Source organism: Nitrospirales bacterium (genome assembly GCA_031315865.1).
Taxonomy (GTDB): domain Bacteria; phylum Nitrospirota; class Nitrospiria; order Nitrospirales; family UBA8639; genus JAGQKC01.
Genome location: JALDRJ010000002.1, coordinates 443251 through 464777, shown reverse-complemented (window position 1 = coordinate 464777; position 21527 = coordinate 443251). Strand labels below are relative to the sequence as shown.

The following is a 21527-nucleotide window of genomic DNA, read 5'->3' as shown; positions in this document are numbered from 1 at the left end:
CGTTAATTAATCTGGACGAATTGTCCTTTTCGCACTTGCAGTATATAAATTTTTCGATTGAGGACGCCAGTTGAACCAAATGAGGCGAAACTATTGAGGATTGGAAGGTCGTGCCGTCGAAGAAATTGCTCTCGGACATCTTTTCCCGAGACCGCGCCTTTACGTATCGCATCAAGAATAAGCCACGTGGCATCGTAGGCTTGAACTGAGAATAGTGAAGGGTCAGTCCCAAAGCGGGCTCTGTATCGTTGCGTGAAGGCTTGGATTGAGGGATCGGGACTATTGAGGAAAAACCCGTCTGTAAATACACCGGTTTCAATGCCATGCCGGGCCCAGCGAAAAATGTCTGGATCGTGCCAACTGTTGGCTCCTAACAGTGGAACATTAATGTCATAGAAGGCGAGTTGAGAGGCAATCAACGCGAGGTTGATGGGTTTTCCCGGGACGAAGACGGCATCAAACCCCGGCGTATAGATTTTACGTATTTTCTTCTGAGAAATTTTTTCTTCGGTCATCTCTCCATCATTGGCAAGATCGGTATCTTTTAACCGAACGATCTGCTCTGCGATGTCTGTTTCTTGCTCAGAATAGGATTCGACCGCGATCAGTTTCCCTCCGAAGTATTCGACCGCTTGCGTAAAGAGTTGACTCATTTCACGACCGTAAGCCGTTTGTGGCGCGATGATGCAAAATCGAGTGTACCCAAGTTGGGTCATGGCGTAATCCACGAGTTGTCGAACTTGTAATGTCGCGGTCAAGGCTGTGCTGAACCAGTATGAGCCAAAGCGGCGAACGTCGAGCAGCGTCGCGGATGGCGTTAAAATCGGAATTTCATAATCGTCGGCAAGGTGAGACACGCTTTGGATTTCACGGGAGAGCAGAGGGCCGATGGCGGCGATTGGCGTGAAGTCATTCAGGACTTGCGCCAGTTCATAACGCAATGATCCCGTCGTTGAGGCCGTATCTTTGACGACTAGGCCGATGGAAGATAGGCCGAATTGTTCTTTGCCATCCTCTAGAGCAAGCCGAATGCCGTTGAGCGAGTCGGTTCCAAAAGATTTTATCGGCCCAGAAAACGGCAGGAAGGCGGCAATGACATGGGCATTGATCTTAATCTTATGCATGAACGATTGAAGCAAAGCCATGGCCGTTTGTGCATAAGGGTGCGTGGGAAAATGTTGAAGGAAGGTCCGAATGTCGCGTTCAGCCAACACTTCATCTCCGTGAGCGGTATGGAGTTCAATCAATCGGATCGTGGCCAGGTCTCCTGGATAGCGGTTGGGATAGGCCTCGATCAGGTCCTGTAACGAAGTTTGATCCATCTTTTGCAGGATCAGGTCCTGGATAATGGTCTTGAGTTCAGCCTGCTGCCCCAAATCTACCAGGGCGATCTCATCCATCGTGGTTTGAATCGCCTCGACGAATTGTTCATGCGAGACATAGGCCTCTCGAATTTGTTCCAAGGCTTCTTGCCGTAACGCCGGGTCGGTAGAAAAGTCGAACACTTGTTGTAGGACCTTGATGGCACGTTCGGGTTTTTCGAGGTTTAGGTAGAGCTGTCCCAGCAGGAGGCGTGTTTCATTGGCCAAGGGTGACATCGGGAATTCATCGAGCAATTGTTCCATGATGGAGGCGGCCCCACGCTCTTGGTTAGTCGTCCGTAAAATGGCGGCCTGGAGGAAGTAGGCCTCCTCCAGAAGAGGCGCGGATGGTTCCCGCTCGATCAGGGATTCAAGGGTGGCGAGGGCCTCATCAAACTCCTGGATTTCAAAACTGGTCTTCGCTTTATCGAGGAGTGCTTGGTTCCCCGAGTCCTGTTGTTGTTCTACAAGGAGAGGGGAAGGAGATTCATCAGGTTCGGCGTGAGCAGGCCATGCCTGCCAGTGGCCACCTAGGAACCAGACACTGACCAGGAGAAAAAAAATGAGGTACATGAAAAGGCGAGACGATGTGTGGATGTGTTCTCTGAATTCTACCTTTTAACGAATAGTCATGTCAGAATTACAGGAGTTTTTGGTGCATGAGAGTGAGCATTTTTTCAACAGCCGTTCATTCATCAGTGTACCAAATGAACGTGATTAGCGCTAACATGAGGGTGGGAATAGAGAACCTCACTCCCAGATAATCATGGTAAATGACAAAGACATCGTGATGGAGGAATACCTGACTTCATTGAGAATAGAAGGCGGATTGGCTGCGAATACATTGATGGCGTACCGGCGGGACTTGTTAAAACTGCGAAATTTTCTCGAAGCGAAACAGGTGGGTAACTTTGTCGATGTGTCAAAAGAACTGCTTCAAGAGTTTCTCCACGAACTCAGGGAGCAACAGCTTGCCGCTTCGTCCGTCGCTCGTTGCTTAGCTGCCATTCGAGGTCTGTACCGGTTTCTCGGGTCGAACCAGAAAAATCCTGGCATGTTGGCTCCGCTTGCCGGGGCGCCTAAGCGATGGTCGCGCCTTCCCAAAGTCTTGAGTGAAGTTGAAGTGACGAGCCTTCTAGAACTACCCCTACGACGAAATCCGGAAGATCTTCGAGATGCGACGATGGTGGAGGTGCTGTATGCTACCGGGTTGCGCGTATCAGAATTAATTCATCTTGAAGTGTCTCATGTGAATAGAGAGGTGGGGTATGTGCTAGCTACAGGGAAACGAGATAAACAACGTGTCGTCCCGCTTGGGGACCATGCCAATTCGTTGCTTGCCGATTATATCAACCAAGCCAGGCCCAAGATCCTCAAAGCACGTGTGTCGCAGGCCTTGTTTCTGACCCGGCTTGGTCAACCGTTTACGAGACAGGGATTTTGGAAAATGTTACGGGAGCGGGCTTTTCGAGCCGGCATTGCAAAGTCGATTTCACCCCACATGCTCCGGCATTCCTTTGCCACGCATCTGTTAGAGCATGGAGCTGACCTGCGCTCCGTCCAGATCATGCTCGGCCATGCCAGCATCACCACCACACAAATCTATACGCATGTCGAACAAGCCCGACTTAAACGTATTCATTCAGAGCTCTTTCCGCGGAAACAACGTAGAAGCCATTGATGGCCCCAAAAGTTATATTCGAAAATAATATTTGCGATGAGTTGAAAGGGCATGGTGGCTCTTCCATTTGCATTACCTTTCGGCTTCGCTTAAGCCCTTCTTTTTATTGATTTTGAGATAGGAAATACTTAACTTCCTACTTATCCAAATCTTTCATGCTTTTTGTGGCGAATCAGATCCGTCATAGCCAAGTGAATAGCCTTGTTTGGGGCTCGACGACTCTCAGGAGTTCTGAAACGAGTTTCTCTTCAGGGGCCAGGGTGGTGTGTACGACTTGCTAACTTTGATACATGGATATGATGTATGGCCTATGCATCGGTCAAAGTAGACCGTATCTCAAAGAATGCAAAGTCTGCTTGGGGATGTGGATTGTCAAAAGGAGTCATTTCATTACTTTAAGAACATTCTTTCGTGCTTAGTTCTTGAGCTTATCGGTCCGGCAACTGGGTGCGGCTGATGATGAGTTGATCGTACCAAATATATCCAGTGGGGTGTTCTTGATTTTTGTTCTTGTTGGTGTGATAGGGCAAGAGCCACATTTTGCCATACCCTTTGTTATTGCGCAGGCCTTTCTGATAGTCGATAGCCAATTTACTCTGGTGGCCTTCTCGTGAAACCCATAAACGAATGCGGCTTGGTTCGCCTGGCAGGCCATGGGTAATGCCGATTTGATAGGTCAGCCATTCGTCCGGATAGTATTGCGTGCAGCCGGAAGACATGAGGCCTCGAGAATAGGAGCACATTCCTCCGGGGCCTCCCGGTTGATAGTCTTTACCGAAGCGGTCCGATCCCTGTTCGAATAAATAAAATTTCCCGCATGCGTGATACATTTGCGGAAATCCTCGTTGCAGTGTGTTTTGCAGGACAATTTCATTGCTGGAGCATGAGCCTTCATCGGCTGCTCCGACCATGCCGTGTTTCCATCCGCTTCCGCCCTTATACCGGGTATCCAAAAAACTTGCTGAAAATCGCTGCTTCCACTGAATAAACACTTCTTCGCCAGGCCCGATAGATTTCCCATCATTGAAGTCAGCAAAACGGATAAAGTATTGGCCGGATGCTCCGCCGCCACTTTTAGACGGGACGGTAAATTTCAAGGTTCCCTCGTTAATTTCAGGACATGCTTGGCTGGGGTTATGTTTGACTTTTTCGCAACTGCCTGCATTGTGAAATATGCCTTCCGCGCCTTGGCTATCTTCTGGGGGAAGCTGATCGAAGTCTTGACAAAATATCGTGGTCGGTCGTTGGCACAGGTCTGAAAATGTCGGGATTGGGGCCTCGAGAGGTGGAGGTGGTTTTTCAAAAAATACACTGCACCCGGATCCGGAGACAAGAATAAGCAAGGCCACGAGTAAAACACGTATGTGGATTTTCATGATTGTCCTTTGTGAGTTTGTGAGAAGGAGAAAAAGCGAGCAAGGTGATCAGGCAGTATGGTATGCCTTTATGAATGCCTCAATCAAGAAATTTCCCTATCTCGTTTTAACCCTGCCCCCCTTTGTTCCCAATCCGACTACGGGTCTGGCTGTAGACAGCCGATTCAGCTCTTTCAAGCAAACGGCCTTGAGTTGCAATCAGAAAAAGGCTTGTGGCAGGCTTTACCTTTCTTTCAAACTTTTTATGCGAGGAGGAGCATTGGTATATGAAATACAGAAAGCAGGTTCACTACGTAAAAGGTGTGTTTACATGTCCGAAGTGCCATCAGACCTTCGTTCAAGAGAAGTGGCTTGAAGAGTGGCGGGTGCGGTGCCATAAATGTGACTATCGAGGCACGTTAACGCATGTTTCAGTCGAAGAGCATATGGATGAAGAAATTGAACGTCGCTGAATGTTGCCGCAAAAATCAGTGCAGATTCTATCATCACAATTTCTACATCTTTCCGGGTTTGATTCTTCATTGTTTGGCATTGCCCCCGGCTGAGGTTCAACCGTGATTCACCAGATATGACTACCCGTTTCTGCAATAAGGCTTTGCTCATTCGTGCCTGCCTATGCATAAGCCTTTTGGGTACCGTGTGGGTTACGGTAGGCCACGCGCAAGTCGGATCTCCACAAAGCGATCGAGACATAGTCAAGATTCTCGTCGCCTACCATTCGTTGACCGGGAACACGGAAAACATGGCGAGAGGAGTGGTGGAGGGCGCTCAGGCAGTCCCCGGGTCCGTCGTGATCATGAAACGTGTAGGGGACGTGACGGCAGATTTATTATTTAGCAGTGATGCGGTGATTGTCGGATCTCCGGTGTATTGGTCCAATATGGCTGGCGCTATCAAATCATTCTTTGACGACTGGCAATTCAAGTTTGGAGTATTCCCAGAGTTCAAGATGAAGAATAAGGTTGGGGCGGCCTTCGCGACAGGAGGGCAAGTCTCGAGCGGCAAAGAAGTGACCATGCTGACGATTTTGGCCGCGATGTTGGGTAATAAGATGATCGTAGTCAGTGAAGGAGGCGCCTTCGGCGCTTCAGCCTCAACCGAGGGAGCGAGTCCTGGGATTGACGAAGAGGAATTCGCCAGCGCCAAGGCTCTCGGCCAACGCGTTGCCGAAGTGGCGAAGATGGTGAAGCGGGGTCAAAATGTTAACAACGTACTGGAATGACTGAGGCGCCGTGATTTGTGAGTGACCAACAGGATCTCGCTGAACACAAATGGACTATTTACTGGGAACGCGAATACTCGACCGCGTTTGCCCCGGAACGTCTGAAATTAGACTTTCATCCGCACCGTCCCTTGATGACCAACATGTCCCTGCCAGAACAACGAGAACTTGCGGCCAGTGGGTACACAGTCATCCCTGATGACTGTGGGCCGGTGCGAACGGTGGGACAGTACGGTTGGGTCATCCGCAGCCCGGCTGACTGTCGCATTCGACGGTCGGCGACGGGGTTTGAATGGCAATCTCCGGAGATTTTGGCGGAAGAGCGGTTGCTTGGCTATAAGTCCTTTTCCGGCATGTATGTCGATTCCATCCTGAATAGCGGGTACCCCAAACTCTGCTGCGGAATTCGCTTTTACTATCCGAAGCAACTTGGCATGATGATGAAGGATATTCCCAATCATTTTTACCATCTTCCGAAGCGAACCTATTCGATTTGGGAGGGGATTAAGTCGCAAGAATACAAGCGTACGCCCAATTTGTATGATTTCCTCCCCGACTATGACGCATTCGTGACCAACTTTCTCCTTCAACTCGAAAAGCCGACGACAATTCTGCGCGGAGATCCCATCGGGATTGTGTTTCCTGTCCTCCTGCCGAAGCATGTCACTCTAGAAGAGTTACAGCGTTCTGACGATTAAATGCTACGCTCGTCGATGTTCCTGAGATGTGTTACGCTGCTTGGTGAGCCGTAAGCATGTTGGTCAGTCTGTGTATGCCTAGGTCTTCTGGCGATGAAAAAGCGTTTCCGAGGAAAGGGCCGCACCTCAGATGAGGCCAAGCGCGATCATGCTCATAGAAATTGGCAAGCCACGCACGTCCGGGCGAAACGGGACATTCGGCAACGTGATATTTTTCACGCGCAATGGCAACAACTGTATGACCAATGTTCCGACCCTGGCAGCCATGTGCGGTTGGTAGGATTACGCGAACAGTATGAACGGCGGCAACTAGGTGTCTCGGAGCCTGCGCAAGTTGAAACTGAGGTGGCCTCGTTCATGCTGCTGGCTGGCTTCACGGTGGCCTTTTTAGAGGAAACAGCAATCCGGACTGCCGACCTGGAGTGTTATCTGGGCGAACATCGCTTATTCGTGGAAGCGACCGCGATTCTTCGAAATCAAGTTCGGCCAGAAGGAGACATGGCTTTGGGCCATAACGGTCCCCAACGGTTGAAAGAAGGGGACGCCCACCAGGATGCGCTTGCTCGACGTCTCATGGCTCGAATGGCTGAAAAAGCCAGACAGCTGAATCGGTATTGCGCTCCCATCCTCCTGGCGATCACCATCCCGACGATTGAGCGGCAGGAAGAAGAAGCCCGTGAACCAGACCAGGTTGATCTTCACCGGTTGGCCGGGCTGCTCAGCACGGCTCTACACGAGTTTCCCCAACTCACGGCTGTTCTCTTGACCTGTTGGAATCTCACTCCGATGCCGGCCCGTTCCAACATCCGATTACACAATGCCTATTGGGTGACCCGATCGAAAGGAGGGTCAGCCTTTCCTCGAATCCGACTGTTGGTGATGAATCCTTCAGCGGCCTATGGTCTAGAGGAACAAGAGGTACATGCGCTAAGAGCGGCGTTGTAGGCCAGCGCATGAAGATTCAAGGAGCTAAAGCAGAGAGGCCTTGAGTTCTTCGAGGTTTTTGATGACCATGAGGTCACCGTTTTCAGTCGCAACGGTCACCCCCTTCGTGCAAACCTCAAGACAGCGTTGAATATTTTCGTTGTTTTTCAAGGCCTGGGCAAGAGCGAGGTATGCGGCTGAGTACGCGGGTTTGACCTCTATGCACCGTTCGAGCGCAGGAATGGCTTCTTCCCAGTTTTCATCGCCCATGTAGGCCTTTCCTAGGCCAAACCACAGGGTTTCATCATGCGGGTCGAGCTCTAAAACTTTTTTAAATTGTTCTATTTTGGGGTTGGCCATAAGGCAAGAGAAACTTCATGCATGATGAGAGTGTGAACAGAGGTTCGAGAGCTCTCACTCTTTTATCATTACTCATCGCTGTCAAAATCAGTCGTGAATCAGGCTATCATGAGGCGCTTCTCGTTGTCTAACGCCTGCGAGAATCCTCATGAGAGCAGGGTGACCGTCGTGCGGTCAGCAAGTATGGGCGATACGTCGTGCAATGGAAAGCGCATTGAATCAGCCAGAGGCCTGGTGGTAGGGTGGCGATGTGTCTATCGGAGGATTTCTTTCGGCCTGTGCTGACCCGGCATGGGTATCATTTCTGAGATTGTGATTTCTGGGAGATAACTCTTGGGACGTGTGGGGATAGTCTCTGATCCTGCCTATTTGGAACATGAAATGGGTCCTGGGCATCCGGAATCGCCTGGACGGCTACGAGCCATTCGTGCACGCTTGGCTTCGACGGGAATATGGGACCGGCTCGTCCCAATTTCTCCAAAGCCAGCAGACAGAAACTGGATTGAAAAAATCCACGTTCACTCCTACGTAGAAAAACTCGAAGCCAAATCGCCAAAAGCCGGGTATGCATCTTTGGATGCAGACACCACGCTTTGTCCAGGTTCTCTTTTGGCGGCCTACCTTGCGGCGGGAGGGGCGTTAGCCGCAGCGGACGCCATCATGGCTCAAGAAGTCGATCAGGCATTCTGTGCGGTACGTCCGCCGGGACATCACGCCGAAGCCGATCGTGCGATGGGATTCTGTCTGTTTAATAATGTCGCGATCGTCGCCAAGTATTTGCAGGGGCAATATGGCTTGGAACGTATTTTAATCGTTGATTGGGACGTTCATCATGGAAATGGGACGCAACATTCGTTCTATGATGATCCAACGGTCTTGTTTTTCAGTACTCACCAGTTTCCTCATTATCCTGGCACAGGACGGTCGACTGAAACCGGTCAAGGGAAAGGAAACGGGTTGACGATTAACGTCCCGATGTCAGGCGGGCAGGGAGATGAAGAGTATCGCCAGGTTTTTCAAGACGTGTTAGTGCCTGCCGCAGATCGATTTAGGCCGGATTGTGTGCTCATTTCAGCAGGATTCGATGCGCATCGACATGATCCGTTAGCCAGTATGTGTTTGACCGAAGACGGGTATGGCGCACTCACGCAAATCGTGCTTGATATTGCTTTGCGTCATGCGTCCGGTCGAGTCATTTCCTGTTTAGAAGGGGGATATCATCTGGAGGGGTTGTCTGCGTCGGTTGAGCGGCATTTGGCGACCATGATAGAGGGGGAGCGGTGAAGCGACAACGATTGGCTCGTGGCCCTCTGTATATTTTTATCACGCTCTTGCTGGCGGTGGGAGTCTACGTCTTTTATACGGAGTTTCGGCCGACGGTCATATTCGGGCTTCGGGAGGACTATGCGCGAGCGATTCCGTTTCAGAAAATTCCTGTGGGATTGAGTAGTTTAAAGGCGAAGGATTGTGGGACGTGTCATCAAGAAATCTATGAAGAGTGGAAGACCAGTATCCATGCTCATGCCTTTGACGATCCGTTTTTTCAAGCCTATTGGAAAAAAGATCAGCATGTGTTTGTCTGTTTGAATTGCCATGCGCCTCTTGAAAATCAACAGCCCATGTTAATTCAAGATATTCCCGATAATCGGGTCGAACGTGCTATCCAAATTCCCAATTATCGGTATGACAAGGCGTTTGAGCGTGAGGGTGTAACCTGTGCGGTGTGTCATGTTCGTGATGGCGTGATCCATGGGCCATTCGGTGATTCTGCCGCGCCACATCCCACGAAGTTTGACCCGGCGTTTCGTAGCACCGAAATCTGCCATCGATGTCATAGCGTGGTGTCAGGGCCTTTTCAATTTTATAACGGCGGGCCCTGCGGCACCTATGCTGAATATGAGGGCGAGTTCTTCATGAAAGAAAAAGGCTTAATCTGTCAGAGCTGTCACATGCCGGAAGTCACGAGACCCGTGGCCAAAGGCGGGCCTATTCGCCATGGGCGACGCCACTTGTGGCGGGGAGGACATGATGCTGACATGATCAAGCGGGCGATCGCTGTTCAGGTCGCGGCCGATCCACCGCAACCGGTCTTAGGCGAACGGGTGGATTTTTCGTTGACACTCATTAATGCCGGGGCTGGTCATAAAATTCCGACTGGGGATCCGGATCGGCATTTTTCAGTGGAATTCTACGTTCGCGATGGTCAGGGAAAGGTGATCACCGAGCAGGTCGAAACCATGGGCCGATGGATACTCTGGCAACCGGTGATTTGGGAAGTGTATGATAATCGCCTCTTACCCCTGGCCAGCCGTGACTATCGGTTCAGCTACCATCTGCCGGAAGAGGCCACCGATTGGAAGGTGCAGATGAGGATTCGTTATCATATTTTGACCGATGGTCAACATGAAATGTTGCGTGAACGGTATGGATTGACTGAGGATGACCCCTATGTATTTACGGTCTATGAACGGGAGTATCCATTGAATGAGACATTGGCCGCTGCGTTAGACGCCGAGTCCCCAGACCCGAGAGTAGGCTGTGCCAAACCAATGCAAACAGGCCCGGTAGGTTAAAGGAGATCATATGCTTGAGGATTTTTTAATTGACACGGAAACATTGTCTCAAAATCTTGGCCGTGAAGGTTTAGTGATTATTGATGTACGCGGCGCTGCCGCGTATTCATCCCATATTCCTGGAGCGGTTCACAGCACGTGGCATGAATACAGTGATCCGCAAGCTGTCGCGAAAGGCTTGCTGAACCCGGATGTCTCATTCATTGAACAGCGGCTCCAATCTTTAGGGATTCATCAGGATAGCGATGTGGTGATCTACTCGAACCCGTTTGACAATTGGGGAGACGAGGGACGTATGTACTGGATGCTTCACTATTTGGGGCATCAGAGCGTTCGTGTGCTCGACGGGGGGTGGGTCAAATGGGTTGCCGAGCAACGGCCGTATGCCCATGACCGGGTCAAACTTCCTCCTGGTGACTTCAAGGCTACGGTGAATCCAGAGCTCATTATTTCGAAGGATCAACTCAAGAAATTGGTAAAACGCCCTCATCCTGAGACTCAAATTCTCGACGCACGAAGTGTGGAAGAATATGCAGGGAAAGAGGTTGATGGGTTACCGAGAGCTGGACATATTCCATCAGCACTCAACATTCCTTGGAGCGGATTTCTCAACGCCAATGCCACAGTCAGAGACCTGGATGCCATCAGAAAGATTTTTGAAGATCGTGGTATTGATCGTCAGAAAGAGACGATTACCTATTGCCTGGGCGGGGTCCGCGCAGCCTGGTTGTATTTCATCCTACGCTTGATCGACTTTGAACAGGTCAAATGTTACCCGGGGTCCTGGTGGGAATGGAGCCGCGATTTTGCCGCCCCGGCCGAAAAAGACGTGAAGTTGTTACACAAAGTCAACAATCCGGAAGGAGTTAAACCGTCTTGATCTTATGGGACCGGCATGCGACTATAGAATGAGTTGAGACAGAATTTATCATATACTTACTCACCATCAAGGAGGTTGCAGATGAGTAGAACTATTGTGACTAAAGGCATGATGATCGCGGGTTTGTTCGCGATCCTTTCCTTAACGGCGTTTTCTTCATTGGCGATGGCGGGTGGGAATCCTCATGTTGCCGAGGCGATTGCCCATGCACAAGGTGCTGCCAAACATGGGGGTATGGGGCATGCTGATGCCTTGGTGTCTCATGCGGAAGAAGCCTTATCTCATGCGATGGCTGCTCAAAAAGATGTCAAGAATCCACATCTTGATGAAGGCGTGAATGAGTTGAAAGAAGCGATCGCTCACGGTAAGGAAGGTCATGCAGAAGTCGGAACCAAGCATGCCAACAGCGCGGTGATGCATATGAAAGAGGTTCATTGATTAGAGAGCTCGGGAACGCGAATAATCGGGTAGGGGGCGTATGACCCCCTACCCGATTTTTTTACGAAAGTGTATATGATATGAGATACAGAAGAGTCCCAGGGGCTTTCCCACTCAGTGGAGCGATATTGCCGGTGAGTCTCGTGTTGGCGAAAAAGAATACGAATTGCTTCGTCGCCGAAGTGGCAGAGAAAGTCCTCGGGGACTTGATAACGGGAGAGTCGCAATAACAATAAGATGTCATTGATGAAAATCGGGTACTATCAATATTGCCCTCAATTTGGGCAGGTCAACGACAATCTCGATGCTGTCACGGCTCGCTTGGAATCGGTTGAGTGTGATTTGCTGGTGTTGCCGGAATTAGCGATGTCAGGGTATCAATTCTGCTCTGGAGAAGAAGTGGCTCATCTGGCCGAATCCGTCCCCAACGGAGTCACGACACGCCGATTATCAGAATTGGCCAAGAAGCGAAATTGTCATATCGTGGCCGGTTTACCAGAGGAGCAAGCAGGAAAGTTTTTTAACTCTGCTGTGTTGGTGGGACCCACGGGGTTTCTCGGTGTCTATCGAAAAGTTCACCTTTTCTTCGAAGAAACCTTGTTTTTCTCGCCGGGCGACTTGGCTTTTGAGGTATGGGATATCGGTCAGGCTCGTATCGGGTTGCTCATTTGTTTTGATTGGTTTTATCCCGAAGTCGCAAGATCGTTAGCGCTTAAAGGCGCGGATATCCTGTGTCACCCTTCAAATCTGGTCCTTCCACATTGTCCGGATGCCATGGTCACGCGCAGCTTGGAAAACGGCGTGTTTAGCATTACGGCCAATCGTATCGGGGAAGAAGCGCGGGGAGGAAAACCGTCCTTGCGATTTATTGGCAGTAGCGAGATCGTGTCTCCAAAAGGGAAGATCCTTCATCGCTCTCCACGAGACACAGAGGAGCTTTTGGTGTTGGATGTCGATCCTGTCGAAGCTCGGGACAAAGCCTTAAACCCCTATAATGACCTCTTACGAGACCGACGACCACATTTTTATGTCTGATTGATCAGTCGCCTTTGGTCTTTTCTCTGGAGAAATTCTCTCTCTGCAATTCCTGGAATAAAAGGGATGTCGTGAGCTCTGGTTTTGCCAAATAGCCATGTTCCGGCTATCCTAACTGGTAAGTTCGGTATGTAGGGTAGAGGACTTCTGTCATGAGGACAGGGATTGTTTGAAATGAGGTTGTTGGAGATTCTCAATCGTAAATTGTTCTGGCATTTCTTGCTAAGAAAGGGAGGCAGTTCATGGGCATGTGGATGAAATTGAGCGCCATCGTCCTCGTTCTGGTGTTACCGGGATGTATGGTCTCGAAGACCAAATATGAGGCTGCGGTTTCGGATATGGAATCAGCTAAAGCCGAGCTCGAAAAGATGCGGATGCATCGCGATGCGCTGGAACAACAGATGAAATCCCTGAAGGGGGAGAAGGAGGAATTGTCAACGGACTTGGAATTGTCGACAGCCGAAGTCCAGCGGCTCACAGAAGGACAAAAGGGGGAACAGGCGCTCCTCCAGAACAAGAAAAAAGAGCTTGAGAGCCAGCAGAAGGAACTGCAGGTCATGAATGCCAGACTCGTCAACGAATATAAAAAGCTCAAAAGTCAGAATGCCGCGCTGAAAGAGACCGTGGTCCGCTATCAAAAGGAGCTCAAAGCAAACAGAGAAAAGAAGATGGCGAAAGTGGCCTTGCCATCTCCGAAAAAAGAGCCGATTGAATCAACCTCCATGCTAGACATGAAAACGCCGGTGCCTCCCAAGGATCACATGGCCTCGGCGCCGAAGAAGCAAATACAATTGATTAATATTAATCACGCGACGGCTACCGATCTGATTTTGCACTTGGGACTCTCGAAAGAGGTGGCGCATGAGGTCGTGGCCAACCGTCCCTATCGTTTGCGCGGAGAGCTTGTAGCGAAGCAGGTCGTTCCTAAGGCCACCTTTGATGCGATCAAAGATCGTATTACCGCAGCTCGCTGACCCGTATGCTTACACGTGTAACATCCGGTCTTCGGTAATCACCCCATCCTCCAAGTGAACCAGTCTATCGGATTGTGCCGATAGTTTTTCGTTATGGGTGACGATCACGAATGCTGTCCCGAGTCGTTGGTTTAAATTTCGCAGAATTTCAAACAACGTTTCCCCGGTATGACTATCTAAATTTCCCGTTGGTTCATCAGCCAGCACAAGATCCGGGTGCCGAATGAGTGCCCGCGCCACGGCCACCCGCTGTTGTTCTCCCCCGGACAGTTCGCCTGGTTTGTGATTCATCCGATGAGCGAGCCCGACTTCGCTTAAGAGGGCTTTTGCGTCTTCACGGGCCTTCTCTTTGGGCTGTCGCTGAATCAGTGCCGGCAGGTATGTGTTCTCCAAGGCGGTAAATTCAGGGAGCAAATGGTGAAACTGGAACACGAACCCGAGCCGCCGGTTTCGAAAATCTGCCAAGGCTGATTCTGACATACTGGTGAGTTGTTGGTTGTCATACCTGATCGTGCCTTGGGTCGGTTGGTCTAAAGTCCCCACGATGTGAAGCAGGGTGCTTTTGCCCGCCCCGGATGCCCCAACGATGGAGATCATCTCTTGGCGATGGACTGTCAATGAAATGCCTTTCAGAATGTCGATCTGCTGTGTCCCGAGTTTGTAGGACTTATGAAGGTTGAGGATTTCGACCAAGGGAGTCCTGAGCGGGGCTTGGGGGACGATAGGGTCACTCATAGCGAAGGGCGTTCACGGGATTGAGTTTCGCGGCTTGCCAAGAAGGATAGAGGGTTGCGGCAAAACTGATCAGGATGGCGGAAATCGCCACAAGTGCGACATCTAGGCCGATGATATGGACCGGGATGCGCGAAATGTAATACACGGAGGCGTCAAAGGTCCAATAATTTTGGATTAGCCAGAGGAATGTGTAGCCGAGCGGTATCCCGATCGATGTTCCCGTTAGGCCGATCACGAGACCATTGAGCATGAATATCAACATGATGGATGTTGGCGTGGATCCCATGGCCTTGAGAATGGCGATCTCCCGTTGTTTTTCGTTCACGATCATCGTCAATGTTCCCACGATATTGAAGGAGGCGACGAGTGTGATCAGCACGAGTAAAAGAAACATCATCGTTTTTTCGAGTTTGAGCGCGGAAAACAGGTTTCGATTGAGGTGCATCCAATCACGAGCGGTGATGGAGGGGCCGAGAGTGACTTCAATGTCTCGGGCGATGGACTGGGCCTGAAACACGTCATCGACTTTAACCTGTATTCCCGTCACTGTGTCATTCAGGTTAAAAAAGGATTGCGCTTGTTTGAGCGAAATATAGGCCAGGGATGAATCGTATTCGTACATGCCGGATTCAAATATTCCTGCGACCACAAACGGCCGGATTTTTGGCGTCATGGAGAGCGCATTAATCGGACCGACCGGAGAGACTACGTTCACCGGATCGCCAAGGAAGAGTCCAAGTCGTGCGGCTAATTCTTTGCCGAGAAAAATTCCTGGTTTAGCCTGTTGGGAGGACTTGGACGATGAGTCGGTGTGAGGCGAATCGGATGCTGGCGGGTTTTCAAGGTCTGAGAATGCTCCATACTTGAGGTTGGCGGATAACTCTGTGACTTGAGTTTCCTTTTCTGGATGTATTCCGCGCAGGATGATGCCCTGGACTCCGGTCTTTGATGACAAGAGCACCTGTTTGTAGATGAACGGCGCGGCGGCAAGAACATGTGGGATCTGTTCAATTTTTTTGAGCAGGCCTTCGTAATGGCTCATGTTTGGCATGCCTCGCTCCTGGACGATGATATGCGCGGTCGTTCCAAGAATCTTGGATTGCAGGTCTTCTTTAAACCCGGTCATGATGCCTAATGTGCCGATGAGTGCCGCGACACCAAGCGTAATGCCGGCGATAGAAATGAAGGTGTTGAGCGAAATCGTCCGTTGCCGTCGTTTGGCTCGCAAGTATCGCAGTCCGACGAATATTTCATATGGCATACTCACTGAGACGTTTCCGGGCGTAGTTGTGGAAACAAAATGACATCCCGAATCGAGGCCTGATTGGTGAGCAGCATCACAAGTCGGTCAATGCCGATACCTTCGCCAGCCGTGGGTGGCATGCCATACTCCAGTGCGCGTAAAAAGTCTTCGTCCAGGTGATGGGCCTCCTCGTCGCCGGCATCACGTTGTGCCACCTGGGCTTCAAACCGTTGTCGTTGATCGATCGGATCATTCAATTCGGAAAACCCATTGGCCAATTCTCTGCCGCCGATGAATAATTCGAAGCGATCGGTCAACTCGGGGTTTTCGGTCTTTCGCTTTGCGAGGGGCGAAATCTGAAGTGGAAAATCGGTGACAAACGTCGGTTGCGTCAGCGTGGGTTCGACCGTTTCCTCAAACAGGGTCGTGAGAATGGTCATGAGTCCTTTGTCGGGTTCAACATGTATCTGGAGAGATTTTGCCAGTTCGACCGCCTTTCCTAGGTCACTCAAAATCGCGGGATCTGCCTTATTCACTTCGACGATGGCCTCAAGGTAAGGCAGCCGACGCCACGGTGGAGTGAGATTGATCGTGTGCTCCTGGTACTCAATGTTTGTGGTCTTGCAGATGGTATTGGCCAGACCCACAAACAGCTCTTCCGTGAGAGTCATGAGATCGTGATAATCCGCATATGCTTGATAAAACTCCAGCATCGTAAATTCCGGGTTGTGGATCGTTGAAATCCCTTCATTCCGGAAATTTCGGTTAATTTCGAAGACCCGGCGCAATCCACCGACGATCAGGCGTTTTAAGTAGAGCTCCGGCGCGATGCGTAAGTATAAATCGATATTGAGCGTATTATGATGCGTCACAAACGGACGGGCTGCCGCTCCGCCAGGAATGGGTTGCATCATGGGAGTTTCAACTTCCAGAAATCCGCGATCTGTCAGGAAGGCGCGAATGTAGGAAATGATCTGGCTGCGCGCTCGAAAGGTCCGATGCACGTCAGGATTGGCGATGAGGTCGACGTAGCGCTGCCGGTAGCGAGTTTCGATGTCGGTGAGTCCATGCCATTTCTCCGGGAGCGGGCGGAGTCCCTTGGCGAGAAACGTAAAGGTATGGACTTCGACGGTGAGCTCGTCAGTTTTGGTCCGAAATAATCTCCCCGACACGCCAATCCAATCCCCAAGGTCGAATTCCTTCGAGAGAGCATAGGCATCCTGTCCGACAATGTCCTGTTTGAAGTAGGATTGAAGCCGTTCTCCACCATCCTGCACGGTGACAAAGGCCGCCTTGCCAAAACGGCGAAGCGCGACGATGCGACCCGCGATTTGGCAATCAATATGATGAGCTTCCAACTCTTCTTTTAGCTGTGTCTGATACTTTGTGAGGATGTCCGACACCGTGTGAGTCACTTGGTACCGCGTCCCATAGGGAGCGACGCCTAGACTTTTTAAGGAGTCGAGTTTTTCCAGCCTTTGGCGTTGTTGATCGTTTAACTCATCCATGTTTTCTCTCGTCAATCATTCAATCAGTCGTTCGTGTCTTATCAAGAAAATGCCTGTCTCTGTTCACATTTGCCCGATCGCTTGCAGGGGATTGTGTGGCGTTCGTCACGCAAGCCTCGTCATCTCTCAGTACTTTTTTCGGGAGATCAGATTCACGATTCTTGCGTGATGGCCTTTCGAAGATAGGCCTCAATAAACGGATCTAAGGCGCCATCCATCACGGCTTGAACATTGCCGGATTCATGGTTCGTACGATGATCTTTGACCATCTGATAGGGTTGAAAGACATAGGATCGAATTTGACTTCCCCAGGCAATGTCTTTTTTTTCACCCACGATATTCTGAAACTCGGCTTCTTTTTTCTGTTGTTCCAGTTCGAATAATTTGCCTTTCAAGACTCGCATGGCCCCCATCCGATTTTGTAATTGCGATCGCTCGTTTTGACATTGGACAACAATGCCTGTGGGGATATGGGTCATACGAATGGCGGTTTCGACCTTATTGACATTCTGTCCTCCGGCTCCACCGGCTCGAAATGTATCGATTTTGAGGTCTTTGTCGTCAATCGTGATTTCTACATCGTCATCGAGTTCCGGGTATACCCCCACGGCGACGAACGAGGTGTGGCGTCGTTTGTTCGCGTCAAACGGCGAAATTCTGACTAATCGATGAACGCCTGCCTCGGCTTTTAAATAGCCATATGCGTGAGGACCGGAAATACCCAGCGTGACACTCTTGATCCCTGCCTCATCACCGGGTTGCAGGTCGATGGTTTCGACCTTAAACCTTCTATCTTCTGCCCAGCGCACGTACATACGCATGAGCATCTGGCACCAGTCTTGAGATTCAGTTCCCCCAGCTCCTGGGAAAAGGCTCAAGATGGCCGGTCGATTATCGTGTGGGCCGGAAAGCAGTCGCTCAAGTTGCCAGGCTTCGAGAGCTTCCTCGGTCTGTTTCAACCCTTTCGAGAGTTCTTCTTGGAGTTCAGCGTCTTCTTCTTCTCCCGTAAGCTCGATGAGAGCTTCTAAATCGCTATATTGCCGATCAAAATCCGTGACTCGTTGAATGTCGCGCTCAATCATCGCTTGGCGACGGCCGACCTTGGCAGCCTTATCGGCGTCTTTCCAGAAATCAGGTTGAGCTGTTTCCTGTTCGAGCTCGTCGAGTTCTGTTTTTAGGCGAGGGAGGTCAAAGAGACCTCCGTAGATCGGTGATATGGCTGGCGATGGCGTTCATACGGGTTCGGATATCCTCAAGCATGTCGTGCTCCTTTTCTGGGGTACAGTTTGTTATCGGTTTAACTTTAATTTGTGCCGGGGCGGGTCTGGCGACGTCTTGTCCAGCCAACTGCCGCCGTCATTATAACACAAGCCCAGGCGAACACATCTCCAAATTGCGAATAAAATGAAGTCGTGGTTCGCAGGGGAATCTGTTCAGTCAGCGCGTCCTGGGTAAAAATCGATGTAGTGGCAAGAACGCGGCCAGTGGGCGCGATGAATCCTGAGATGCCTGTGTTGGCAGATCTGGCGAAAGCTAACCGATTTTCCACGGCTCGGAATACGACCATTCCAAAATGTTGATACGGGGCCACGGAGTCGCCAAACCATGCATCATTCGTGATTGTCACGAGGAAATCAGCACCTTCCTTGGCCATGTGTCTGACCAGATCGGGAAAGATCACTTCAAAGCAAATAGCCACGCCAAAATGTATTGCGGGCCGGCCATCCCGCGCGGGTAACGTTAAGGTCAAGTCTCCCGTGCCGACTTCAAAGTCTCCAATTCCGACGACCATTTTTTCGAGGAAGAAGAGGATGGACTTGAGTGGAATATACTCTCCGAACGGAACCAAGTGGCGTTTATCATACCGACCGGCGATCGTTCCCTGAGCATTCAAAAGGTAAGCGCTATTGAACAAGTAAGGACGGCCATCCGCATGCCGTCGAAGCGTGGGGCTACCAAAGAGCAGGGGGGTGTGAGTGTCATGAACAATCTGTGCGACCTGGTACTGGTAGTCGGGCTCCCGTTCGAAAAAAAAGGGCGTCGCTGATTCAGGCCAGATAAGCAAGTCGGTGTTCTTTGCCGCCTGTCGACTGAGCATGTTATAGCGGTTGACGGTTTCTTGACGGTACGATTCGTCCCATTTTCTAGCCTGATCAATGTTGCCTTGAATGACACCAACTGTGATGGTGCCGCCAGAGGCCTGTAAGTCATCCATCTTTTGAAGTTGCCAAAATCCATACATGAGAGTAATGGTCAAGATGGCACTCAACATGCTGACGGCGGCCCATGGTGCCGGTGTGAGACGTTTGCTCTGCAGAACCCAGCTCACGAGGCGTGCAAGTGTCACATTCGTCAGCACAAGAAGGAATGAGATACCGTACACGCCGGTTATATCGACAACCTGAATGACGGAAAGCCACTGGTGCTGCGAATAGCCCAGGAGTGCCCATGGGAATCCACTGAACAGGTAGGTCCTGAGTAGTTCGAGTGAGACCCAAAGGGATGGAGCGAACAGGTAGAGTCCTAGGCCGTCCGTCCGTCCAAACCAGGTGATGCCCCATGTATACACTCCAATATAGAGACCAAGGTAACTCGCAAGGAGGACCAGTAAAAAGATGGAGATGATGAGTGGGACCTGACCGTATGAATGCATGGCCGTGATTACCCAACTGACCGTTCCGGTAAATCCGAGTGTTCCAGCGAACCAACCCCACCAAAAGGCTTGTCTGGGGGAGAGGCCTTCGATGGCCAAATGCAGGGGAATGAGCAGGAACCACGCGAGCCACCCGAAATTTAAATTGGGGAAGCACAGTGGGTACAATATTCCAGTAAGGAATACGGCGAGCAGACGTGGCGTGGCAGGAAGATTCACGTGAATACCCGGCTACGGTATAGTTGAATCTATCTGGAGTTGCAAGTAGAGCCTATCGAGAAAGAGAAGATTCTGGATGAAAACCTATGCTCTCAACCAGGGAACTCACGACAGATCTTAGCGTGGCCCGAAAGACAACGCTCGGAAATCTAAGAGTAAAACTTCCCCTCCACATCCCATTATCGAAAAGCTGATTTTTAGTCGTTCTTCCTAGCAGGGCTAAGCTTTCTGCCTTTCCAGATGAATAAGCCAAGCATGCCTGTCCCGATTAGCAGAAGAGTCGAGGGTTCAGGCAATGGGGCATTTGCAGGGGGAGGTTTTGTGGTAAACAAGAAATTATCAAAAAGAACACTGTTTCCGTCACCGGGCTGTTCGATGACGCGGCCAAATTCAACGTGGGAGATGTCTTGGGCGGTGACCGATAACATAAATCCTCCTCGAACATTTGCCGGCAATGCTTGAGTGTCATGGTCGAGGAGTGTTCCGCCACGATTAAATGCTTTTAAAAACAATTGATCAAAGTCAATCCCGTTGTCACCGAGCACGACGGAAACGGTATGGACGTTTGGTATAAGAAAGTCTGCCCGAAACGGATCGTCAGGAAGTGGTTGCGTCGGATCCCATTGTGCAGATCGCGGTGGGCTGAAGGGAGGGGCGGGAGCGCCGAGTTGCGAGACAATGTTCGTTCCCTGCGATGATGGTGCGAACTGAACATCCGCAGAAAACCCCGGAGACGAGACAATCGCGATGCACCCTGTAGGAGCCGGCCTTGTCCCGCAACCACTTTCAAAGTCCAACAAGGTTGCCCATGTCGGTGAGACTACGACTAAACATACAACGAGGAGTGACAACATACGGAAAATGATGATGCTCATGATGACAGGCCTTTTTGATGAGGTAGAAAGAATATAAAGACGTTTTGGATATAAAAAGAATGTACGTTGAATATATGATGCAGAGCGATGAAAAAAGAATCATGATGAAGATGTATGCTGTGTCGGTTATGAGTACAAAAGAAATAACATGATAAGTTGGTCGTATGCTACAAGGTGGCTACTAATCCGCAGAGGCATGAGATGACAACCATACCCGGGATCAGCCACGCATTGGACGATCCATGTCTGTTGGCCGGCGGCAGCTCTCATCAGTCTCAGTGGGGTGAGCGTGTGAGTGATGATCGTGTCTGCTGGAACCTAGCTGAGGTCAAGTGAGTGAACGAACAGAACATTTCATCGGTTAGCGGATTAGCGGCAGACAACGTGGTGAGTTGGAATGACCAGGAATACAAATCTGATCATGAATTAAAGAAAGACTGTTATGTTGTCTTAGAAAAGTGGCTGGTATATCGCTGTTAAATACAAGATGTTGATGATGAAAGGGTAGGGATTGAGGTGGTGAAACCGCCCGTTATACAGCTTTTTGAACAAGGCCTGATCTCAGACAGCGAGTACAGACCCGGATTCGACGAGCCGCACCATTCAAGAGAGCCTTGACAGTTTGCAGATTCGGCCGAAATACGCGTTTGGTCCGATTGTTTGCGTGACTGACATTATTTCCAACCTGCCTATTCTTACCACAAATTTCACATGCAAAGGCCATGGGATACGCTCCTCTCTCCTCTAAAAGTTGTAGGCCATAACACCCCTT

At 50.4% G+C, this 21527-nt stretch carries 22 protein-coding genes; 12 read left to right on the top strand and 10 right to left on the bottom strand.

Features of this window, described 5'->3' with window-relative positions; translation table 11 throughout:
• Window positions 1-2: 2 nt before the first annotated feature.
• Complete coding sequence (locus MRJ96_02100; GenBank protein ID MDR4500236.1) at window positions 3-1934, bottom strand: penicillin-binding protein activator; 1932 nt, start codon at window positions 1932-1934, stop codon at window positions 3-5.
• A 217-nt stretch (window positions 1935-2151) separates the two neighbouring features.
• Between MRJ96_02100 and xerD the strand changes: the two genes are divergently transcribed.
• Window positions 2152-3042 carry a site-specific tyrosine recombinase XerD gene (gene xerD / locus MRJ96_02095; protein ID MDR4500235.1) on the top strand — a complete coding sequence of 297 codons (891 nt, stop codon included), beginning with the start codon at window positions 2152-2154 and terminating at the stop codon, window positions 3040-3042.
• Between the two features lie 428 nt (window positions 3043-3470).
• On the opposite strand, the gene MRJ96_02090 is transcribed toward xerD, so the two are convergent.
• On the bottom strand, window positions 3471-4418 hold the full coding sequence (locus tag MRJ96_02090) for a hypothetical protein (protein MDR4500234.1): 948 nt from the start codon (window positions 4416-4418) through the stop codon (window positions 3471-3473).
• 266 nt (window positions 4419-4684) lie between these two features.
• Here MRJ96_02090 and MRJ96_02085 point away from each other — a divergent pair, with 266 nt between their 5' ends.
• The 4 genes from MRJ96_02085 to MRJ96_02070 all read left to right on the top strand — a co-directional run bounded on the left by MRJ96_02085 (window position 4685) and on the right by MRJ96_02070 (window position 7283).
• Entirely contained in the window at window positions 4685-4870 is a 186-nt protein-coding gene (locus tag MRJ96_02085) for a hypothetical protein (protein ID MDR4500233.1), read from the top strand.
• A gap of 116 nt (window positions 4871-4986) precedes the next feature.
• On the top strand, window positions 4987-5640 hold the full coding sequence (locus tag MRJ96_02080; GenBank protein MDR4500232.1) for a flavodoxin family protein: 654 nt from the start codon (window positions 4987-4989) through the stop codon (window positions 5638-5640).
• A gap of 17 nt (window positions 5641-5657) precedes the next feature.
• Window positions 5658-6338 carry a hypothetical protein gene (locus MRJ96_02075; protein MDR4500231.1) on the top strand — a complete coding sequence of 227 codons (681 nt, stop codon included), beginning with the start codon at window positions 5658-5660 and terminating at the stop codon, window positions 6336-6338.
• Window positions 6339-6431: 93 nt separating this feature from the next.
• Window positions 6432-7283: a hypothetical protein gene (locus MRJ96_02070; protein ID MDR4500230.1), complete on the top strand. Its 852-nt coding sequence runs from the start codon at window positions 6432-6434 to the stop codon at window positions 7281-7283.
• A 24-nt stretch (window positions 7284-7307) separates the two neighbouring features.
• Here the strand turns inward: MRJ96_02070 and MRJ96_02065 are convergent, their stop codons facing one another.
• The gene (locus tag MRJ96_02065) at window positions 7308-7622 is read right to left on the bottom strand and encodes a tetratricopeptide repeat protein (GenBank protein MDR4500229.1); all 315 of its coding nucleotides are present in this window, start codon (window positions 7620-7622) and stop codon (window positions 7308-7310) included.
• Between the two features lie 342 nt (window positions 7623-7964).
• Here MRJ96_02065 and MRJ96_02060 point away from each other — a divergent pair, with 342 nt between their 5' ends.
• From MRJ96_02060 to MRJ96_02030, 7 genes are all read left to right on the top strand, one after another.
• Window positions 7965-8906 carry a histone deacetylase gene (locus MRJ96_02060; GenBank protein MDR4500228.1) on the top strand — a complete coding sequence of 314 codons (942 nt, stop codon included), beginning with the start codon at window positions 7965-7967 and terminating at the stop codon, window positions 8904-8906.
• The gene (locus tag MRJ96_02055; GenBank protein MDR4500227.1) at window positions 8903-10195 is read left to right on the top strand and encodes a cytochrome c family protein; all 1293 of its coding nucleotides are present in this window, start codon (window positions 8903-8905) and stop codon (window positions 10193-10195) included. The genes MRJ96_02060 and MRJ96_02055 overlap by 4 nt, the downstream gene beginning before the upstream one ends.
• 10 nt (window positions 10196-10205) lie before the next feature.
• Complete coding sequence (locus tag MRJ96_02050) at window positions 10206-11075, top strand: sulfurtransferase (GenBank protein ID MDR4500226.1); 870 nt, start codon at window positions 10206-10208, stop codon at window positions 11073-11075.
• 81 nt (window positions 11076-11156) lie between these two features.
• Window positions 11157-11513 (top strand): metal-binding protein SmbP, encoded by a 357-nt coding sequence (locus MRJ96_02045; GenBank protein MDR4500225.1) that lies wholly within the window; start codon window positions 11157-11159, stop codon window positions 11511-11513.
• An 80-nt stretch (window positions 11514-11593) separates the two neighbouring features.
• Window positions 11594-11743 carry a hypothetical protein gene (locus tag MRJ96_02040; GenBank protein ID MDR4500224.1) on the top strand — a complete coding sequence of 50 codons (150 nt, stop codon included), beginning with the start codon at window positions 11594-11596 and terminating at the stop codon, window positions 11741-11743.
• Window positions 11744-11759: 16 nt separating this feature from the next.
• Window positions 11760-12548 carry an acyltransferase gene (locus MRJ96_02035; GenBank protein MDR4500223.1) on the top strand — a complete coding sequence of 263 codons (789 nt, stop codon included), beginning with the start codon at window positions 11760-11762 and terminating at the stop codon, window positions 12546-12548.
• Window positions 12549-12790: 242 nt separating this feature from the next.
• The gene (locus tag MRJ96_02030) at window positions 12791-13522 is read left to right on the top strand and encodes a helix-hairpin-helix domain-containing protein (GenBank protein ID MDR4500222.1); all 732 of its coding nucleotides are present in this window, start codon (window positions 12791-12793) and stop codon (window positions 13520-13522) included.
• A 9-nt stretch (window positions 13523-13531) separates the two neighbouring features.
• On the opposite strand, the gene MRJ96_02025 is transcribed toward MRJ96_02030, so the two are convergent.
• The 7 genes from MRJ96_02025 to rpmB form a co-directional block, all read right to left on the bottom strand.
• Window positions 13532-14257, bottom strand: a complete 726-nt coding sequence (locus MRJ96_02025) for an ABC transporter ATP-binding protein (GenBank protein ID MDR4500221.1) — start codon at window positions 14255-14257, stop codon at window positions 13532-13534.
• Window positions 14250-15518 (bottom strand): lipoprotein-releasing ABC transporter permease subunit, encoded by a 1269-nt coding sequence (locus MRJ96_02020; protein ID MDR4500220.1) that lies wholly within the window; start codon window positions 15516-15518, stop codon window positions 14250-14252. The genes MRJ96_02025 and MRJ96_02020 overlap by 8 nt, the downstream gene beginning before the upstream one ends.
• 2 nt (window positions 15519-15520) lie before the next feature.
• Complete coding sequence (gene lysS, locus MRJ96_02015) at window positions 15521-17008, bottom strand: lysine--tRNA ligase (protein MDR4500219.1); 1488 nt, start codon at window positions 17006-17008, stop codon at window positions 15521-15523.
• 152 nt (window positions 17009-17160) lie between these two features.
• Window positions 17161-18268, bottom strand: a protein-coding gene (gene prfB / locus MRJ96_02010; protein MDR4500218.1) for a peptide chain release factor 2 whose coding sequence is annotated in 2 segments (ribosomal slippage) — window positions 17161-18207 and window positions 18209-18268 — 1107 coding nt in all. Because the reading frame shifts where the segments join, the coding sequence is not laid out codon by codon here.
• A gap of 43 nt (window positions 18269-18311) precedes the next feature.
• Complete coding sequence (gene lnt / locus MRJ96_02005) at window positions 18312-19880, bottom strand: apolipoprotein N-acyltransferase (GenBank protein MDR4500217.1); 1569 nt, start codon at window positions 19878-19880, stop codon at window positions 18312-18314.
• 197 nt (window positions 19881-20077) lie between these two features.
• Entirely contained in the window at window positions 20078-20755 is a 678-nt protein-coding gene (locus MRJ96_02000; GenBank protein MDR4500216.1) for a PEP-CTERM sorting domain-containing protein, read from the bottom strand.
• A 532-nt stretch (window positions 20756-21287) separates the two neighbouring features.
• Window positions 21288-21479, bottom strand: coding sequence for a 50S ribosomal protein L28 (rpmB, locus tag MRJ96_01995; GenBank protein ID MDR4500215.1), 192 nt, complete (start codon window positions 21477-21479; stop codon window positions 21288-21290).
• Between the last annotated feature and the right edge of the window lie 48 nt (window positions 21480-21527).

Bases quoted from the DNA above. Each gene is read 5' to 3' on its own strand.
- MRJ96_02100 (MDR4500236.1), bottom strand. From the start codon at position 1,934: ATGTACCTCATTTTTTTTCTCCTGGTCAGTGTCTGGTTCCTAGGTGGC.
- xerD (MDR4500235.1), top strand. From the start codon at position 2,152: ATGGAGGAATACCTGACTTCATTGAGAATAGAAGGCGGATTGGCTGCG.
- MRJ96_02090 (MDR4500234.1), bottom strand. From the start codon at position 4,418: ATGAAAATCCACATACGTGTTTTACTCGTGGCCTTGCTTATTCTTGTC.
- MRJ96_02085 (MDR4500233.1), top strand. From the start codon at position 4,685: ATGAAATACAGAAAGCAGGTTCACTACGTAAAAGGTGTGTTTACATGT.
- MRJ96_02080 (MDR4500232.1), top strand. From the start codon at position 4,987: ATGACTACCCGTTTCTGCAATAAGGCTTTGCTCATTCGTGCCTGCCTA.
- MRJ96_02070 (MDR4500230.1), top strand. From the start codon at position 6,432: ATGAAAAAGCGTTTCCGAGGAAAGGGCCGCACCTCAGATGAGGCCAAG.
- MRJ96_02065 (MDR4500229.1), bottom strand. From the start codon at position 7,622: ATGGCCAACCCCAAAATAGAACAATTTAAAAAAGTTTTAGAGCTCGAC.
- MRJ96_02050 (MDR4500226.1), top strand. From the start codon at position 10,206: ATGCTTGAGGATTTTTTAATTGACACGGAAACATTGTCTCAAAATCTT.
- MRJ96_02045 (MDR4500225.1), top strand. From the start codon at position 11,157: ATGAGTAGAACTATTGTGACTAAAGGCATGATGATCGCGGGTTTGTTC.
- MRJ96_02040 (MDR4500224.1), top strand. From the start codon at position 11,594: ATGAGATACAGAAGAGTCCCAGGGGCTTTCCCACTCAGTGGAGCGATA.
- MRJ96_02035 (MDR4500223.1), top strand. From the start codon at position 11,760: ATGAAAATCGGGTACTATCAATATTGCCCTCAATTTGGGCAGGTCAAC.
- MRJ96_02030 (MDR4500222.1), top strand. From the start codon at position 12,791: ATGGGCATGTGGATGAAATTGAGCGCCATCGTCCTCGTTCTGGTGTTA.
- MRJ96_02025 (MDR4500221.1), bottom strand. From the start codon at position 14,257: ATGAGTGACCCTATCGTCCCCCAAGCCCCGCTCAGGACTCCCTTGGTC.
- MRJ96_02020 (MDR4500220.1), bottom strand. From the start codon at position 15,518: ATGCCATATGAAATATTCGTCGGACTGCGATACTTGCGAGCCAAACGA.
- lysS (MDR4500219.1), bottom strand. From the start codon at position 17,008: ATGGATGAGTTAAACGATCAACAACGCCAAAGGCTGGAAAAACTCGAC.
- MRJ96_02000 (MDR4500216.1), bottom strand. From the start codon at position 20,755: ATGAGCATCATCATTTTCCGTATGTTGTCACTCCTCGTTGTATGTTTA.
- rpmB (MDR4500215.1), bottom strand. From the start codon at position 21,479: ATGGCCTTTGCATGTGAAATTTGTGGTAAGAATAGGCAGGTTGGAAAT.